Annotated in this window: 11 protein-coding genes and 1 pseudogene; 5 read left to right on the top strand and 7 right to left on the bottom strand. The window is 62.0% G+C overall.

Annotated elements, in window-relative coordinates; genetic code table 11:
* Positions 1-63 precede the first annotated feature (63 nt).
* Both recF and gyrB read left to right on the top strand, forming a co-directional pair.
* A pseudogene (gene recF / locus ABD654_RS02050) lies at positions 64-1,156 on the top strand (DNA replication/repair protein RecF).
* Positions 1,157-1,195: 39 nt separating this feature from the next.
* Positions 1,196-3,616, top strand: coding sequence for a DNA topoisomerase (ATP-hydrolyzing) subunit B (gene gyrB, locus ABD654_RS02045; RefSeq protein WP_344701780.1), 2,421 nt, complete (start codon positions 1,196-1,198; stop codon positions 3,614-3,616).
* Between the two features lie 145 nt (positions 3,617-3,761).
* Here the strand turns inward: gyrB and ABD654_RS02040 are convergent, their stop codons facing one another.
* From ABD654_RS02040 to glyQ, 5 genes are all read right to left on the bottom strand, one after another.
* Entirely contained in the window at positions 3,762-5,618 is a 1,857-nt protein-coding gene (locus ABD654_RS02040; protein WP_344701778.1) for an Lnb N-terminal periplasmic domain-containing protein, read from the bottom strand.
* Positions 5,619-5,705: 87 nt separating this feature from the next.
* Complete coding sequence (locus ABD654_RS02035; RefSeq protein WP_344701776.1) at positions 5,706-6,200, bottom strand: DUF3015 family protein; 495 nt, start codon at positions 6,198-6,200, stop codon at positions 5,706-5,708.
* A gap of 193 nt (positions 6,201-6,393) precedes the next feature.
* The gene (gene gmhB / locus ABD654_RS02030) at positions 6,394-6,963 is read right to left on the bottom strand and encodes a D-glycero-beta-D-manno-heptose 1,7-bisphosphate 7-phosphatase (protein ID WP_344701774.1); all 570 of its coding nucleotides are present in this window, start codon (positions 6,961-6,963) and stop codon (positions 6,394-6,396) included.
* 113 nt (positions 6,964-7,076) lie between these two features.
* Positions 7,077-9,143, bottom strand: a complete 2,067-nt coding sequence (glyS, locus tag ABD654_RS02025) for a glycine--tRNA ligase subunit beta (RefSeq protein WP_344701772.1) — start codon at positions 9,141-9,143, stop codon at positions 7,077-7,079.
* Entirely contained in the window at positions 9,143-10,117 is a 975-nt protein-coding gene (glyQ, locus tag ABD654_RS02020) for a glycine--tRNA ligase subunit alpha (RefSeq protein WP_344701770.1), read from the bottom strand. Before glyQ ends, glyS begins: the two co-directional genes overlap by 1 nt.
* 122 nt (positions 10,118-10,239) lie before the next feature.
* Between glyQ and rfaD the strand changes: the two genes are divergently transcribed.
* Entirely contained in the window at positions 10,240-11,196 is a 957-nt protein-coding gene (rfaD, locus tag ABD654_RS02015) for an ADP-glyceromanno-heptose 6-epimerase (protein ID WP_344701768.1), read from the top strand.
* A complete protein-coding gene (waaF, locus tag ABD654_RS02010; RefSeq protein ID WP_344701766.1) occupies positions 11,189-12,217 on the top strand; it encodes a lipopolysaccharide heptosyltransferase II in 1,029 nt (342 codons plus the stop codon). Before rfaD ends, waaF begins: the two co-directional genes overlap by 8 nt.
* Before the next feature lie 5 nt (positions 12,218-12,222).
* Here the strand turns inward: waaF and ABD654_RS02005 are convergent, their stop codons facing one another.
* Complete coding sequence (locus ABD654_RS02005) at positions 12,223-13,806, bottom strand: sulfatase-like hydrolase/transferase (RefSeq protein WP_344701764.1); 1,584 nt, start codon at positions 13,804-13,806, stop codon at positions 12,223-12,225.
* A gap of 272 nt (positions 13,807-14,078) precedes the next feature.
* Here ABD654_RS02005 and ABD654_RS02000 point away from each other — a divergent pair, with 272 nt between their 5' ends.
* The gene (locus ABD654_RS02000) at positions 14,079-14,405 is read left to right on the top strand and encodes a hypothetical protein (protein WP_344701762.1); all 327 of its coding nucleotides are present in this window, start codon (positions 14,079-14,081) and stop codon (positions 14,403-14,405) included.
* Between the two features lie 275 nt (positions 14,406-14,680).
* Here the strand turns inward: ABD654_RS02000 and ABD654_RS01995 are convergent, their stop codons facing one another.
* Positions 14,681-15,847 (bottom strand): nucleotide sugar dehydrogenase, encoded by a 1,167-nt coding sequence (locus ABD654_RS01995; RefSeq protein ID WP_344701760.1) that lies wholly within the window; start codon positions 15,845-15,847, stop codon positions 14,681-14,683.
* Between the last annotated feature and the right edge of the window lie 275 nt (positions 15,848-16,122).

Raw genomic sequence — 16,122 nt, 5'->3', positions numbered from 1 at the left:
AACTGTGGCTGTAGCGCCGTTTTCTTTTCGTTTATTGCCACTGGGTGCCCACATGAGTCCTGCATGAGTATCGAGCAGCTAACGTTTCACGGGCTGCGCAACCTTGACCCGCTGTCTCTGGCGCCGGCGGCCGGTATCAACCTGATCACCGGCGCCAACGGCAGCGGCAAGACCAGCCTGCTGGAAGGCATTCATATCCTGGGCATGGGACGCTCGTTTCGTACCCGCCAGCTGAAAAACGTCATCCAGCACGACGCCCGCGAGTTGGCTCTGTTCGGCCGCCTGGCCGCTCGGGAAGACGGCAGCGGCGGTGCCACGCTTGGCGTTCGCCGGCTGCGTGACGAGCGTGAACTGGAGCTGCGTTTGCGCGGCGAGCGCGGCGTGCGCCTGGCCGAGCTGGTGGAAACCCTGCCGCTACAGCTGATCAATCCGGATGCCTTTCGCCTGCTGGAGGGCTCACCGGCGGGGCGGCGGGAGTTTCTCGACTGGGGCGTGTTTCACGTGAAACATGCGTTTTTAGCCGCCTGGAAGGGCGCACGCCGGGCGCTGANAGCTGGACGTATGGGAGCAGGAGTTGGCCGCTCACGGCGAGGCCGTGGATCGGCTGCGCCGCGAGTGGTTTCGCGCTTTTTTGCCGGTGTTTGAAGAAACCCTGAAAGCGCTGCTGCCGCTTAGCGGGCTGACCCTGCACTACGCCCGTGGCTGGGACAGGCAGCGCTCGCTGAGCGAGGCGCTGTTCGCCGGGCGCGGCACCGATACCCAGATGGGGTTTACCCAGCAGGGCCCCCAGCGGGCGGATCTGCGCATTCGGGTGTACAAAAAACCGGCGATCGAGGTGCTTTCCCGAGGCCAGCAGAAACTGGTGGTGAGCGCGCTCAAGCTGGCTCAGGGCCGGCTTCTGGAAAGCATGTCAGCGTCCAGCGCGCCCGGCCGGCACTGTGTTTATCTGATTGATGACCTGCCGGCAGAGCTGGACGACGGCTATCGGCAGCGCTTCGGCGAGCTGCTGGGCGCCATGCAGTGCCAAGCATTTATTACCAGCGTTGAACCGGGTGCCCGCTGGCTCCCCCAGGCGGCGGCCAAAATGTTTCACGTGAAACATGCCGACGGGGAGGAGCCGGGCCGGCCGGCGTCAGGCCGGCTGGTGGAAGGCTAGGCGACACGGAACGCGACAGACTTCACGACGGAGTGGTCAATGAGCGATCAGGCTTACGATTCATCCAGCATCAAGGTGCTCAAGGGGCTGGACGCGGTGCGCAAGCGTCCGGGCATGTACATCGGTGATACCGACGACGGCACTGGGCTGCACCATATGGTATTTGAGCTGGTGGATAACTCCATCGATGAGGCTCTGGCGGGCCACTGTAGCGAGATCCGCGTGGTCATTCATCCGGACGAATCGGTCACCGTAAGCGATAACGGCCGGGGCATTCCAACCGAGATCCATGAAGAAGAGGGCGTCTCCGCCGCCGAGGTCATCATGACCGTGCTCCACGCCGGCGGCAAGTTTGATGACAACTCCTACAAGGTATCCGGCGGGCTGCACGGTGTAGGCATTTCCGTGGTCAACGCGCTGTCCGAAGAGCTGCGGCTGACCGTCTGGCGCCAGGGTGACGTGTTTGAGCAGGTATATCACCACGGCGTTCCCCGGGCCCCGCTCGGCGTGGTGGGCACCACGGACAAAAGCGGCACCCGCGTGCACTTTCGTCCCTCGGCGGAAACCTTCGCCAATATTGAATTCCACTACGACATCCTGGCCAAGCGCCTGCGCGAGCTTTCGTTTCTCAACTCCGGCGTTGCCATCCGGCTGATGGACGAACGCAGCGGCAAGGAAGAGCTGTTTCGCTACGAAGGCGGCCTGAAGGCGTTTGTTGAGCACCTCAACAGCAGCAAAACGGTGCTCAATCCGGTGTTTCACTTTACCGCCGAGCGTGACGACGGCGTGGAAGTGGAAGTGGCCATGCAGTGGAGCGATACCTTCAACGAAAATATCCTCTGCTATACCAACAATATTCCCCAGCGCGACGGCGGCACCCACCTGGCCGGCTTTCGCGCCTCGCTGACGCGCACGCTCAACCACTACATCGAAGCCGAGGGGCTGCTGAAAAAAGCCAAGGTCAGCACCGCCGGTGACGACGCCCGGGAAGGGCTGACGGCGATTGTTTCGGTAAAAGTGCCGGACCCCAAGTTTTCGTCCCAGACCAAGGAAAAACTGGTCTCCAGCGAGGTGAAAACCGCCGTCGAGCAGGAAATGGGCCGGCTGCTGGCCGATTACCTGGTGGAAAAGCCCAACGAAGCCAAGGCCATTGTCAACAAGATGCTTGACGCCGCCCGCGCGCGTGAAGCCGCGCGCAAGGCCCGGGACATGACCCGGCGCAAGGGCGCGCTGGATATCGCCGGGCTGCCGGGCAAGCTGGCCGACTGCCAGGAAAAAGACCCCAGCCTGTCCGAGCTCTATCTGGTGGAGGGCGACTCCGCCGGCGGCAGCGCCAAGCAGGGGCGCGACCGGCGCATTCAGGCGATCCTGCCGCTCAAGGGCAAGATTCTCAACGTCGAAAAAGCCCGCTTTGACAAGATGCTCTCCTCGGCGGAAGTCGGCACGCTGATCACCGCGCTGGGCTGCGGCATCGGTCGCGAAGAGTTCAACCCGGACAAGCTGCGCTACCACTCGATTATCATCATGACCGACGCCGACGTTGACGGCTCGCACATTCGCACGCTGCTGCTGACGTTTTTCTTCCGCCAGATGCCCGAGCTTATCGAACGCGGCCATGTCTACATCGCCCAGCCGCCGCTTTATAAGGTCAAGCGCGGCAAGCAGGAGCTCTACCTCAAAGACGAGCAGGCCATGGTGGACTACCTCACCAGCACCGCGCTGGACGGCGCCCAGCTCTACGTCAACGCCGACGCGCCGGGCATCAGCGGCTCGCAGCTGGAAGCGCTGGTAACCCAGTACCGCGGAGTGATGAATCGCATCGAACGCCTCTCAAGGATTTATCCGTTCACCGTGCTGGAACAGATGGTGCAGGCCTCGGCGCTTTCCGGCGAAGAAAGTCTGAAAGATCGCGTCACCATGCAAAACTGGATTGATGAGGTTCAGCAGCTCATGGACAGCAAGGCCGCCTACGAAGGCGGGCCGCGCTACCATTTTTACCTGCACGAAGACGAAGAGCGCGGGCTGCATCTGCCGGCGGTATCGCTGGTGGCCCACGGCGTTACCAACAGCTACGTCTGGGGGCTGGATTTTTTCGAAAGCGCCGACTACCGGGCCATGACGGTGATGGGCGAGGCGCTTGCCGGGCTTTTGGAAGAGGGTGCCCACATTACCCGAGGCGAGCGCAAAAAGCCGGTTGCAAGCTTCGCTGAGGTACTCGCCTGGCTGATGCAGGAAGGCCAGCGCGGGCTTTCCGTACAGCGTTACAAGGGCTTGGGCGAAATGAACCCCGAGCAGCTGTGGGAAACCACCATGGACCCGGAAAGCCGGCGCATGCTGCGCGTGAGCATTGAAGACGCCATCGCCGCAGACATGATGTTCAATACCCTGATGGGGGATGAAGTCGAGCCGCGCCGTGACTTTATCCAGTCCAACGCGCTGGTGGCCAATATTGATATTTGATCGTGCATAAACGACAACGGCCATGTTTCACGTGAAACCTATCGGGCTCGTATCGTAGTTTTGCGCAGTACGTGCAACAAAAAACGCCGCTTATTCAAGCGGCGTTTTTATTTGGGCGCAAAACAAGAAGCGCTAGCCTGAAAATTTACCAGTAGGTTGAAAAACCGACGCGAATTTCATGCGCCTGATCATCTCCTTCTACGCCTGCGCGAAGGTCAAGGGTTTTGCCCAGACGCCATCGATACTGCGCTTCCCAGCGTGTTGTTTGACCTGCTTTGCCTTTCAAGGCATCAGTTCGAGTGATTTTCATCAGTGTACGCTGATGCGTACTCCAGTTGCTGAGAAGGCCCAGCTGTACGGCAGGTGCGAGCGGGCCTGTCTGATGTCGCGTGGTTCGCAGCTGTCCTCCGAACAGCGCAAAGGGGAGGTGCCGGCCTAGTCGGGATGATTTTCCTGCCAGGAGTGTCACGCCGCCCTCAAGGCAGTTATCGCAGCTCAGGCGGGCGCGGTAAACGCTGCCGGAGGCATGCCAGGCCGTGCCTGGCAGATCAGGGAGCGGCACGCTGCGAGCGTGAAGGTTCGTGATGTGGAATAGATCGAAGCGTCGCAGCCGGACAGAACCTTCGTGGAAGTCCAGCTCTGTCCGTGCCATCTCCAGTGCTGCATCCGGCATGCGTGAGGCATTGCTGTCCAGAAGGTCATACTGCAGAGGGCGAAGCGTTAGCCTGGCCGCGTTGCCCAGTTCGCTGTTATGAACGCCGGAAATCCGTACGAGCCCCGGCGGCGTGCTTTCATGGATTGGTTGGATATCGCGCTCAGGGAGCGCAGCTGCTCCGGCAGGTAATTCAAGGCGTGCCTGAAGCAGCTGCCGCTCAATGCCGGCCAGCTCTGCTGCCTCTCCGGTTTGTTTGAGAAAAGCAGCATGCCCCAGCAGCGTATCGAGAACGGCCGATTGGCGCTTTTCTTTCAGCCGCTGAAAACGCGGGGCGTGCAACGCAAGCGTATTGATCAATGGCCAAACGGCCTGAGCGGCCTGCTGCTCGTTGTGCGTAAGGTCGTGGTATCGCCACTGCGTTTTTAGCCGCCTTGAAGGTTCGTGGCGGACGTCGGCAAGTAGCGGCGTGCCGTCCATATGGGCTTTGCCGACGGCACGAATCAGCGCTTCCGGTGCGACCCAGGGGGCATGGCCAGGTGTCAGGTCCTCATCCACGACAAGTTCTAGGGTGCGTGCAATACGCGAAGCGCAATTTTGGGTAAGGAAAAGGTATTCATAATCGTGTCCCATGATTTCATAAAGATGAGCGACCAAAAGCTCACGATCGGGCTCTGACAGTGCCAGGCGGTACTGCCAGAGATCGCGCATCTCGCGTTCTGAATACAGCGTGGTGTTGCGATAGAAAGGCGCACGCGAATATCGGGCTCGGTAGCCACCCAAAAGCCCTTTGGCCATATAGGTGGCAAGTCCGTCGTTTTCGGGTACGTCAGCGCCAAAATTGAGGCTTGTATCCATCAGGTAGGAAAACGCAGCGTCCTGCGGTGAGGCCTTTTGCTCAAGATGCAGCATCAAGTGGCCAAAAAAAGAAGCCGGATTGCCCAAGTAGCCAGAAGCAAATATCAGTGTAGGCGCTGTTTGTCCGTGCCGTTGCTGCCAGGCTTCCCATTCCGGGCAGGAGGCTTCAGGCCACTGCTCCCCGAGTTTGCGGGTGAGCCACAAAGCGCGCGCGGGAAATCGGCAGCGTGCGTGAGTCTTGCCCTCTACCGGCGGCTGACGCAAAGCGTTCAGGGTGGCACGTAACTCCCGCTGAGGAGAATGGCGGCCATCCGGGGCAAAAAAAAAGTCGTTGTCGAGTACGGCACTGCGCGGCTGATCAAATAAACCGTCGCGGTCGAAATGCAGCATTGAAAGCCACTGGGGGTCGCCGGCCAGAGCATTCAAACGAGCATGAGCTGTGCTAACTGACAGGCATAGAGCCGCCGTCAGCGCCACCGTAAGGCGTCGCATGGAGATAGTACCTGTGGGGCGTGCAAGAAAGGAAAGGATAAAAAAGGCCGGGCTGGCCGGCCTTTATACATCACCTGCTATTGGATTTTAGCTAGCGCTGCAGTCGGCCGTGGCCTGGTTCAGGCTTTTGTAGTAGTCGTAGGCTTTTGCAGCGTAGGGCTGCTCTGTGTAGCTGGACACTGCGCTGGCGGCCGACAGATCCGAACGAAGCTGGCGTACCACGTTGTCTTGAGTGGCGCTGTGACGACAGTTCATAAGGCTCAGTGCTGCATTAAGATACTCACCTTCCCCCATGGCGGTTTCCAGTGCCAGTTGATCGTAGCTTTCATCGATAAACTGGGCGACTTCCACTTCCTTGCTGTTACAAGTCTCGGGAGACATCGTCGCCGACGTTACGGCCGTGGTACCCGAATCCCAGATAACGTTGGAAAGCGCGGCAGCCGTGGTGTTGCTGTCAAAGATAGCGGCGCCGATGCCGCAGTGCTGCCATGGATTGATGTCATCCGAAGCGCTGACTGATGTGGCGCTCAAGGCAAGCAGGCTGCCAGTGAGGGCGGCGGCGGTTGTAAAAGAAAATTTCATCCAGGTGTCATCCCTTGTTCCTGATGTTGGCCTTGGCGATGGATCGGGCAGGCCAACCTATGCCCGATATCTGGTATGTTTTTATTGGTAAGAAGTACGAAAAATGAATGCATGATTTTTGCACAATAAGTCAAAAAGTTAAATATAGTTAATCAATTATTCTGATGTTTTCTGCCCTGTGTGCAAACCGCGCTTATTCCAGCACCCAGTCGGCAAAACCTGCTAGGTCGTCGAACACCGGCGTATCGGCGGCGTAGCACCTGGCTTCAGTGCGTGCGCCCTTGCCGGTGCGCACCAGCGCTGGGCGGGCGCCGGCGGCCGTGCCGGCCTGCAGGTCGCGCAGGCTGTCGCCAACCATCCAGCTGCCTGCAAGCGTCTCAAGGCCCAGTCTGTCGCGTAGCTGATAGAGCAGGCCGGGCAGCGGCTTACGGCAGCTGCAGCCGTCTTCCGGGCCGTGGGGGCAGTAGGCAACGGCATCGAGCCGGCCGCCGGCTTTTGCTATCTGTGCGTGCAGGTGCGCGTGCATCTGTTCCAGAGTGGTGATATTGAAATAGCCCCGGGCAATGCCCGACTGATTGGTGGCAACGGCCACGGCATAGCCGGCCCGGCTCAGCCGGGCGATGGCGTCAACGGCCTGGGGATAGACGACAAACTCGTTGATGGTTTTGACGTAGGCGTCGGAGTCCTGATTGATCACCCCGTCCCGATCGAGCATGATCAGGCGCGTTGGCAAAAGGGATAGCGGGGCGGTTATCGCCTTCATATCTTGATCCTGGATAAGTGTTTCACGTGAAACATGACACGGTGCGCGAAGGTGGCGCATAAAAAAAGCCCGGCAAGTGCCGGGCTTTCTCGTCCGTTATGGTGCGGCCCGGGTTACTGAGGCAGCTCGGCAATATCCGCGACTTCCAGGAACAACGCCTGCAGGCTGGCCAGCAGCGCCAGGCGGTTGCGGCGCACGGCGTCGTCGTCGGCCATGACCATTACCTGGTCGAAAAAGCGGTCGACCGGCTCGCGCAGCGTTGCCAGGGCGTCCAGGGTGTCCGTGTAGCGGTCTTCGGCCAGCAGCGGGGCCACGCTTTCGCGGCGGTTGCCCAGCGCTTCCAGCAGCGCCTTTTCCGCCGGCTCGCTGAGCAGCTCAGCGTTTACGCCGGTGCTGCCGTCGTGGTCCTGCTTGGCGAGGATGTTGGACACGCGCTTGTTGGCGGCGGCAAGCGCGGCGGCTTCGTCGCGCTGGGCAAACGCCTTGACCGCGTATAGCCGGCGAGCGAAGTCCAGCGGCTTGGTCACCGGGCGCTTGCGCACGGCCAGATACATCTCGGCGCTGATGCCGGCATCCTGACCCCAGGCGCGGAAGCGGTCGAGCATGTAGGTCAGCACGTCGTCGACCACGGTGTCGGCCCCGGGCAGATCGGCGTGCTGCTCGGCGGCCAGCGTCAGCAGCTCGCGCAGGTCCAGATCCAGCTCGCCGGCGACCAGAATATTGATCACGGCGATGGAGGCCCGGCGCAGGGCGAAGGGGTCCTTGGCGCCGGTGGGGCGCTGGCCGATGCCGAAAATGCCGGTCAGCGTATCCAGCCGGTCGGCAAGGGCAAGGGCCTTGCCGGTGGCCGTTTGCGGAATAGAATCGCTGGCAAAACGCGGCAGATACTGTTCCTCAAGCGCGACGGCGACCTCACTGGCCTCGCCGTCTTCGGCGGCGTAATAGCGCCCCATCACGCCCTGCAGCTCGGCGAATTCCTGCACCATTTCGGTGACCAGATCGCACTTGGCAAGCTGGGTCGCGCGCTTGGCGTGGGCCGGCTCGCCGCCGATGCGCTCGGCGATAAAGGCGGCCACGGCTTCGCTGCGCCGCGCCTTGTCGGCAAGCGTGCCCAGCCTGTGCTGAAACACCATGCTGCCAAGCTCGGCCCGGCGGCTGGCCAGGGTGCGCTTACGGTCGGCGTCGAAGAAAAACACCGCGTCGGCCAGGCGCGGGCGGATGACCTTTTCGTTACCCGCGATGACCTGCGCGGGGTCGCGGCTTTCAATGTTGGCCACGGTGATAAACAGCGGCTTGAGCCGGCCGTGCTCGTCGAGCAAATGGAAATACTTCTGGTGGCCCTGCATGGACGACACCAGGCACTCCGCCGGCACGTCCAGAAAGCGCGCATCGAAGCTGCCGGTCAGCGCCACCGGCCACTCCACCAGCCCGCTGACTTCGCCGAGCAGGTCCTCGTCGATGACGGCGGTGGCCTCGTTGACCTCGGCCTCGGCCAGCACCTGCTCGCGGATGCGCTCTCGGCGCTGTTCGCGATCGACGAGCACAAAGGCGTTTTCCAGCGCGGCGACGTAGTCGTCGGCGTGGGCCAGCTGCAGCGCGTCCGGCGCGTGAAAGCGGTGGCCGTAGGTGGTGCGGCTGGCACTCAGCCCCAAAGCTTCAGCGGCGACGACCTCGCGGCCGTAAAGCGCGACCAGCCAGTGCACAGGGCGGGAAAACTCGGTGCGGGTATCGCCCCAGCGCATGTATTTGGGCACCGGGAGCGCGTCGAGCGCCTTGTTGAGAATGCCGGGCAAAAGCGCGCTGACGCGCTCGCCTGCCTGGCGTTCGCGAAAGCCAAGCCAGGTGCCCTTGGGCGTTTCCAGCTCGATCAGCTGATCCACGGCCACCCCGCAGGAGCGGGCGAAGCCCTCGGCGGCCTTGGTCGGCGCGCCGTCCTTGAAGGCGGCGGCGAGTGCGGGGCCGCGGCGTTCGATTTCGCGGTCGGGCTGGCTTGCGGCAAGCTCGGTAACGACCACCGCCAGCCGGCGCGGCGAGGCAAGCGCCCGCACCCGGCCAAAGGGCACCTCGGCGGCTTCCAGGCCGCTTTTTATGCCCTCGGCAAAGGCGTCGGACAGAGCGTCCAGGGCCGCCGGCGGCAGTTCTTCACAGCCAAGTTCGAGTAGCAGCGTATCCGTGGCCATCAGGCGTCTCCCTGGTCGTTCACAGGTTCATCATTGAGCAGTTCATTGCGCAGCGCTTCGGCGGCGAGCGGGAAGCCGGCCGCGCGGCGAGATGCGTAGTAGGCGCTGGCCACGTTGCGGGCCAGGGTGCGCACGCGCAGGATGAAGCGCTGGCGTTCGGTCACCGAGACGGCGTGGCGGGCGTCCAGCAGGTTAAAGGTGTGGGATGCCTTGAGCACCTGCTCGTAGGCGGGCAGCGGCAGGCCGGCGTCCAGCAGGCGGGCGCATTCGCTTTCCTGATGGTCAAAGGCCTTGAACAGGTAGTCCACGTCGGCGTGCTCAAAGTTGTAGGCCGACTGTTCGCGCTCGTTTTGCAGGTAGACATCGCCGTAGGTCACGCGGCTGCCGTCCGGGGCGACGGTCCACACCAGGTCGTAGACGCTATCCACGTCCTGCAGGTACATGGCGATGCGCTCCAAACCGTAGGTCAGCTCGCCGGTGACCGGGAAACACTCAATGCCGCCGGCCTGCTGAAAGTAGGTAAACTGGGTGACTTCCATGCCGTTGAGCCAGACCTCCCAGCCCAGCCCCCAGGCGCCAAGCGTAGGGGATTCCCAGTTGTCCTCGACAAAGCGCACGTCGTGGACCAGCGGGTCCAGCCCCAGACGTTTGAGCGAGCCCAGGTACAAATCCTGAAAGTGGGCCGGCGACGGCTTCATCACCACCTGAAACTGGTAGTAGTGCTGCAGGCGGTTGGGGTTTTCTCCGTAGCGGCCGTCGGTGGGGCGCCGCGACGGCTGTACGTAGGCGGCGTTCCAGTTTTCCGGGCCGATGGCGCGCAGAAACGTTGCCGGGTGAAAAGTGCCCGCGCCCACTTCCATATCCAGCGGCTGGAGCACCACGCAGCCCTGTTCGGCCCAGTACTGCTGCAAGGCCAGGATCAAGCCCTGGAACGTCGACACGTCGGGTGTCGCGCTATTGGTTGAAACACTCATCGCAAAGCCCCGTTGACCATGAATTCACAGACCGTCAAGTATACAATTCATGGCAGACAGGTTATAGGCGCCCGTCGCGTTGAGACCGGCGCGGCGCCAGCGATTTCACAAAAGGAGCCAGCATGATCGTAGTCACAGGCGGCGCCGGGTTTATCGGCGCCAACATCGTCAAGGCGCTCAACGCGCGCGGGCGCACCGACATCATGGTGGTGGACGATTTAACCGACGGCACCCAGTTCGCCAACCTGGCGGACCTGACGCTTGCCGACTACCGCGACAAGAACGCTTTTTTGGCCGACGTGCGCGCGGCCCTTGCCGGCGAGCCCACCGACCTTCCGCAGATCGAGGCGATCTTCCACGAAGGCGCCTGCTCGGACACCACCGAGTGGGACGGCAAGTTCATGCTGGAGAACAACTACGCCTACTCGCGCACGCTGCTGGACTACTGCGACCGCTACGGCGTTGCCTTTCTCTACGCCTCATCGGCGGCGACCTACGGCGGCAGCAGCGTGTTCAAGGAAGCCCCCGAATACGAGCGTCCGCTCAACGTCTACGGCTATTCCAAGCTATTGTTTGACCAGCACGTTCGCGAGCGCTGGGACACGCTTTCCTGCCAGGTGGTGGGCTTTCGCTACTTCAACGTTTACGGCCCGCGCGAGCAGCACAAGGGCAAGATGGCAAGCGTGGCGTTTCACCACCACACCCAGATCAGCAACGGCGAAAATCTCAAGCTGTTCGGTGCCTGGGACGGCTACGAAGCGGGCATGCAGAGCCGGGATTTCGTCTACGTGGGTGACGTGGTGGACGTCAATTTGTGGTTTCTGGACAACCCCGAGCGTTCGGGCATTTTCAACCTGGGCACCGGCCGGGCCGAGCCGTTCAAGGCCATCGGCGAGGCGGTGATCGACTTTTACGGCAAGGGCCGTATCGACTACGTCGATTTCCCCGAAGCGCTCAAGGGCCGCTATCAGAGCTATACACGGGCGGACATCAGCCGCCTGCGCGCGGCCGGCTGCGACGTGGCATTCAAGACCGTCGCCCAGGGCGTGACGGCCTATCTGGAGTGGCTGAATGGCTGAACAAGCCCCGCGCCTGCTGGTGGTGGGCCCGTCCTGGGTGGGCGATATGGTCATGGCCCAGAGCCTGTTCATCATGCTCAAACGTCGCTACCCGGGGGCCACCGTCGGCGTGGTAGCGCCGCCCTGGTCCGAGCCGATTCTTGAGCGCATGGCCGAGGTGGACGCCGTGCACCCGCTGGCGGTGGGCCACGGCGAGTTCGGCTGGAAGGCCCGCCGGGCGCTGGCCCGACAGCTTCGCGGCCGCTACGATCGGGCCATTGTTTTGCCGCGCTCGTGGAAGGCTGCGCTGGTGCCGTTTTTGGCGCGCATCCCTGAGCGGGTAGGGTTTTTAGGCGAGCAGCGCTACGGACTTTTAACCGAGCGCCGCGCGCTGGACAAGACCGTGCTCGACCAGACCGTCAAGCGCTTTGTGGCGCTGGGGCTGCCCGAGGCCGAGACCGCAAGCGGCGCGTTTGCGCTGCCGGAACCGCGCCTTGAAGTCGACCGTGCAAGCCAGACGCGGCTGGGCGAGCAGCACGGGCTGGGCAAGCGCCCGGCCATTGCCATGATGCCCGGCGCCGAATACGGCCCGGCCAAGCAGTGGCCGCTGCGCTACTTCCACGCTCTGGCTGCACGGCTGAGCGAAGACGGCTATGCCGTACGCGTGATCGGCGGGCCGAAGGATCATCCGGCCGGTGAGGCCATCGTTGAAGGGCTTGCGCACGCCCGCAACCTGTGCGGCGAGACCTCCCTTGCAGACGCGGTGGACTTGCTGGCGGGCAGCGAGCAGGCGGTGACCAACGATTCCGGGCTGATGCACGTGGCCGCCGCCGTGGGCACCCGGGTGCAGGCGATTTACGGCTCGTCTTCGCCTGCGTATACGCCGCCGCTTACGGCCAACGCCCAGATTCACTATCTGGCACTTGACTGCTCGCCGTGCTTCAAGCGGGTGTGCCCGCTGGGCCACACTAACTGCCTGAACCATCTCTACCCCGAGCCGCTGTATCACGCCGTTACCCGGCGCATCGCCACCGACGGCTAGCCCGGTCAGCGGCCGGCGCGGCCGGGGTTGGGCGCAAGCCCCTCCCACAGTCTGCGCTGCAGAGCGCTTTCTTCCAGCAGCCGGGCGTTGAGTTTGTCTTTGCCGTAGCGCTCCAGCAGCGTGCGGGTCTCCGGCTGTAAAAGCGAAACGCCAAGCCCGGCGCGGTTCTCTTGCGGCGGGTAGCCCAGAGCATCAAGAACGGTGGGGAACACATCGACAATCGAGGCGCGCCGGGAAATACGCCGCGGCTCAAGGCCGTTGCCCAGCAGCATGAAGGTGTTTTCCCGGGGCAGGCCGACAAGCTTGTCCCACGCCGAGACGCGCATGGACAAATGATCGCTTGCCACCACCACCAGGGTGTTGTCCAAAAGCCCTTGGTCGTCCAGCCGTTCAACCAGCCGGCGCGCCAGCCAGGCCGAACACCTCACCGAGTAGAGAATATCGTCGCCGTCCCACTGGCCCTGGCGCCGGCGGCAGCGCCGGGCAGGAAAGCCCACCGGCGCATGGGCGGCAAGGCTGATGTTGACCATGCCCCAGGGGCCGTCGCCTTCGGCGTCCAGGCGCTTGATTTCTTCAACGGTAAGGTCGTAGAGGGTGTCGTCGTAAAGCCCCCAGTCGTTGACGTAGTCTGCATCATTCAGGCGCGGGCGAAGCTCGTCCAGGCCCAGCACGCGGTCAAAGCCGTGGCCCTGATAGAACGTGCCCTTGCCGGCGAACGCCTTGCTTGCCCCGCCGAGAAAGCTCAGCCGGTAGCCCTGTTCGCTGAGCACATCGCCCAGGCAGTCCACCCCCGGCACCACCTCGGCCAGCGGCGCAAACTGGCGGTCGTGCACCAGCCCGGCAGGCATCAAGGGCGTGCCGCACTGGCTGCCGATCATCCCGGCCATGGTCCAGCCGGTGTTGCTGATCTGCTCGACGCCGTCAAACACCACGCCGTTTTTGCCCAGCGCACGCAGGTCATCGTAGGCATCGCCAAACGCCGGGGCGGCGTAGGTGCGCTCCAAACTTTCCAGATACAGAACCAGCAGGTTAGGCGGGGCCGGCTGCGGCTCGATAACGGGCGGGCGATAGTGGCGGTCCAGCCAGTTGCCGCCCTCGGTAACCACCGCCGCGCTGCGCTGCCCGACGCCGACCAGCAGCGGATTGCTCACCAGCAGCGCCAGCGCAATCAGCGGCTCGATGCGGCGCAGCCGCGTATCCCGGCGCACCAGCCAGGTAAACGCGTAGAGCAGCCCCAGCATGGAAAGCGTGTAAAGCCCGGCGGCGATAAGGCGCTCGCTACCGCCGTGGTCGGCAATGCCTGCCTGCAGATGGAAAAATACCGCGCTGAGATCCACGTTGCCGAAGCTGTCCGCCAGGTAGACGTAAAGCCCCCACAGGCACAGCGGCACCAGCGACCACGGCCGCGCCCGGCGATAGCCGCCGGCTGCCATGCCCGCCCGCACCCGCAGGCCAAGCGCGCCGGCCAGCGCGGCAATGCCGGGCAGCGTCCACCACGGCAGGCGCGTCAGGGTAATCAGCGTATAGCCAAGCCCCAGGCCCAGCGCCGTGGCGGGCAGCCACGCAGCGGGCGCTAAGCGCGAAAGCATGCTGAAACGCGAAGGTTTAGGTAGTGATCTTTCATGAAAAATAAGCCCGAGTGCATCACGGCGAAAGCGTATCACGGAGATGAAAACGGCACGACCCGAAGGCCGTGCCGCTGCCGGCAAATAGCGCTGGCGAAGCGCAAATCGGCGATCAGCTCGTTGACCACCGCGCGCACCGGCATTTCCTTGTAGTGCTCATTGGTGGTCCTTGTGCCTCGGCCAGAGCGTCTTTGCTGGCGTAGATCTAAAGGTGGAACAGCGCGGGGGTGTTATAGTTGGCGATAATTCCCGACTTATCGCCACCGTATAATAAAATCAATAGCTTACGAGACACCGATATGCAATTTTGCAGGCCGTTCTGCAATTTTGCAGGGCTTTCCATGGAATCGTATTTTCTGCAATTTTGCAGAATCGGCTCATTTCAAACGCTGCCGACTGTTGCTGTTTTGCACGGTGGCTCTGCAAAAATGCAGGGCGTTTGGCGGAATGCGATTTTCTGCAATTTTGCAGGATTAGCCGAAAAATCGCACCGGTTTGGCATCAACCGATTCTGCATTTTTACAGTGGCGGTCTGCAATTTTGCAGAGGAAACTGCGGAATGAGATTTCCCGCAAAATTGCAGGATTTGCCATAAATTTAGCAATCGCTAAATAGAATAATCGAAGAAAAGGCGGGAAGAAAAGTCAAATTATTGGCGAGAGGAAGGAAGTGATGGCATCAAAAATTGCTGTTTTGTTACCTGACTTTTGATGCCATGCGACCGAAGCCATAAGGCGAGAGGGGAAAGAAAAGTCGTGTCACTTTAATTAGCGAAAGTTAATTATTTGCCCAGCGACCAGCGTGACCAGCCGCGTTTAGAAGTGGCAAGCGGCCCCGGTCAGTCGTTACCGAAAAGGTCGCGAGTATAGACTTTATCCCTGACGTCCGCGAGCTCACTGACCATACGGTTGCTGAGTATTACATCGGCGGCGCCCTTGAACTCATCAATGTCACGCACGACTCGTGAGCCATAAAAGGTGGCTTCTTCCAGCACCGGCTCGTACACGATCACCGCAATCCCCTTGGCCTTGATGCGCTTCATCACCCCCTGCATGGCGCTGGCGCGGAAGTTATCCGAGCCGGCCTTCATGATCAGGCGATACACCCCCACCACCTGCGGCCGGCGGTTGATGATCTGCTCGGCGACAAAGTCCTTGCGGGTACGGTTGGCATCGACAATGGCCTGGATGATGTTGCTGGGCACGTCCTGATAGTTGGCGAGCAGCTGCTTGGTATCCTTGGGCAGGCAGTAGCCGCCGTAGCCAAAGCTGGGGTTGTTGTAATGATCGCCGATACGTGGGTCGAGCCCCACGCCTTCGATGATCTGGCGGCTGTCCAGGCCGTGGGACTCGGCGTAGCTGTCCAGCTCGTTGAAGTAGGCCACGCGCATGGCCAGGTAGGTATTGGCAAACAGCTTGATGGCCTCGGCCTCGGTGCTGTGGGTCAACAGCCGGGCGATGTCCCGTTTTTCTGCCCCCTGTTTCAACAGGCCGGCAAACTGCTCGGCGCGTTCGGAGCGTTCGCCGACAATAATCCGCGAAGGGTGCAGGTTGTCGTACAGCGCCCGGCCCTCGCGCAAAAACTCCGGTGAAAACAGCAGGTTTTGCGTAGCAAAGCGTTCGCTGGCTTCCCGGGTGTAGCCCACCGGCACAGTGGATTTGATCACCATCAGCGCCTCGGGATTGACCGCCATGACGGCGCGAATCACCGCCTCCACGCTGGAGGTATCAAAGGTGTTGGTGTCCGGATCGTAGTCGGTGGGCGTGGCGATCAACACGATATCGGCTTCGCGGTAGGCCGCCTCGCCGTCCAGCGTGGCGCGAAAGTTTAGCGAGCGGTTGGCGAGAAAGTCGCTGATCTCGGCGTCCTCGATGGGCGAGACGCCGTCATTCAGCAGGCTGACCTTTTCCGCCACGATATCCACGGCGACCACGTCGTTATGCTGGGCCAGCAGCATAGCGTTGGAAAGGCCGACGTAGCCGGTACCGGCAACAGCGATGTTCATAGTGTTCCTTTTCGTCCGTTTTCTGTAAAAGAGCAGCGCGGCCGTTTCATGCCACCCATGCCAGCGCACCCGTGATCGTCACGCTGAGCGTCGCGCGATAACGACGCGCATGATACCGACCGCGCCGTAGTGCGTGCCAGCGGCGCGCCCGGGGCAAGCGAGCATTGGCTTAAACCCGGCTTATTCACCGGAACGCTGATTGGGCATCCTGAAGCCCCGGGGAGCCGGTAGCTCGTCGCCGAACGCCGATTTCGAGACGGCATCGTCTTCCGGTG

It is taken from the genome of Halomonas cibimaris (assembly GCF_039537045.1).
GTDB lineage: Bacteria > Pseudomonadota > Gammaproteobacteria > Pseudomonadales > Halomonadaceae > Vreelandella > Vreelandella cibimaris.
Note: the sequence above shows the minus strand (reverse complement) of the source record. Positions and strands in the feature narration are given on the sequence as shown.

Bases quoted from the DNA above. Each gene is read 5' to 3' on its own strand.
- gyrB (WP_344701780.1), top strand. From the start codon at position 1,196: ATGAGCGATCAGGCTTACGATTCATCCAGCATCAAGGTGCTCAAGGGG.
- ABD654_RS02040 (WP_344701778.1), bottom strand. From the start codon at position 5,618: ATGCGACGCCTTACGGTGGCGCTGACGGCGGCTCTATGCCTGTCAGTT.
- ABD654_RS02035 (WP_344701776.1), bottom strand. From the start codon at position 6,200: ATGAAATTTTCTTTTACAACCGCCGCCGCCCTCACTGGCAGCCTGCTT.
- gmhB (WP_344701774.1), bottom strand. From the start codon at position 6,963: ATGAAGGCGATAACCGCCCCGCTATCCCTTTTGCCAACGCGCCTGATC.
- glyS (WP_344701772.1), bottom strand. From the start codon at position 9,143: ATGGCCACGGATACGCTGCTACTCGAACTTGGCTGTGAAGAACTGCCG.
- glyQ (WP_344701770.1), bottom strand. From the start codon at position 10,117: ATGAGTGTTTCAACCAATAGCGCGACACCCGACGTGTCGACGTTCCAG.
- rfaD (WP_344701768.1), top strand. From the start codon at position 10,240: ATGATCGTAGTCACAGGCGGCGCCGGGTTTATCGGCGCCAACATCGTC.
- waaF (WP_344701766.1), top strand. From the start codon at position 11,189: ATGGCTGAACAAGCCCCGCGCCTGCTGGTGGTGGGCCCGTCCTGGGTG.
- ABD654_RS02005 (WP_344701764.1), bottom strand. From the start codon at position 13,806: ATGCTTTCGCGCTTAGCGCCCGCTGCGTGGCTGCCCGCCACGGCGCTG.
- ABD654_RS01995 (WP_344701760.1), bottom strand. From the start codon at position 15,847: ATGAACATCGCTGTTGCCGGTACCGGCTACGTCGGCCTTTCCAACGCT.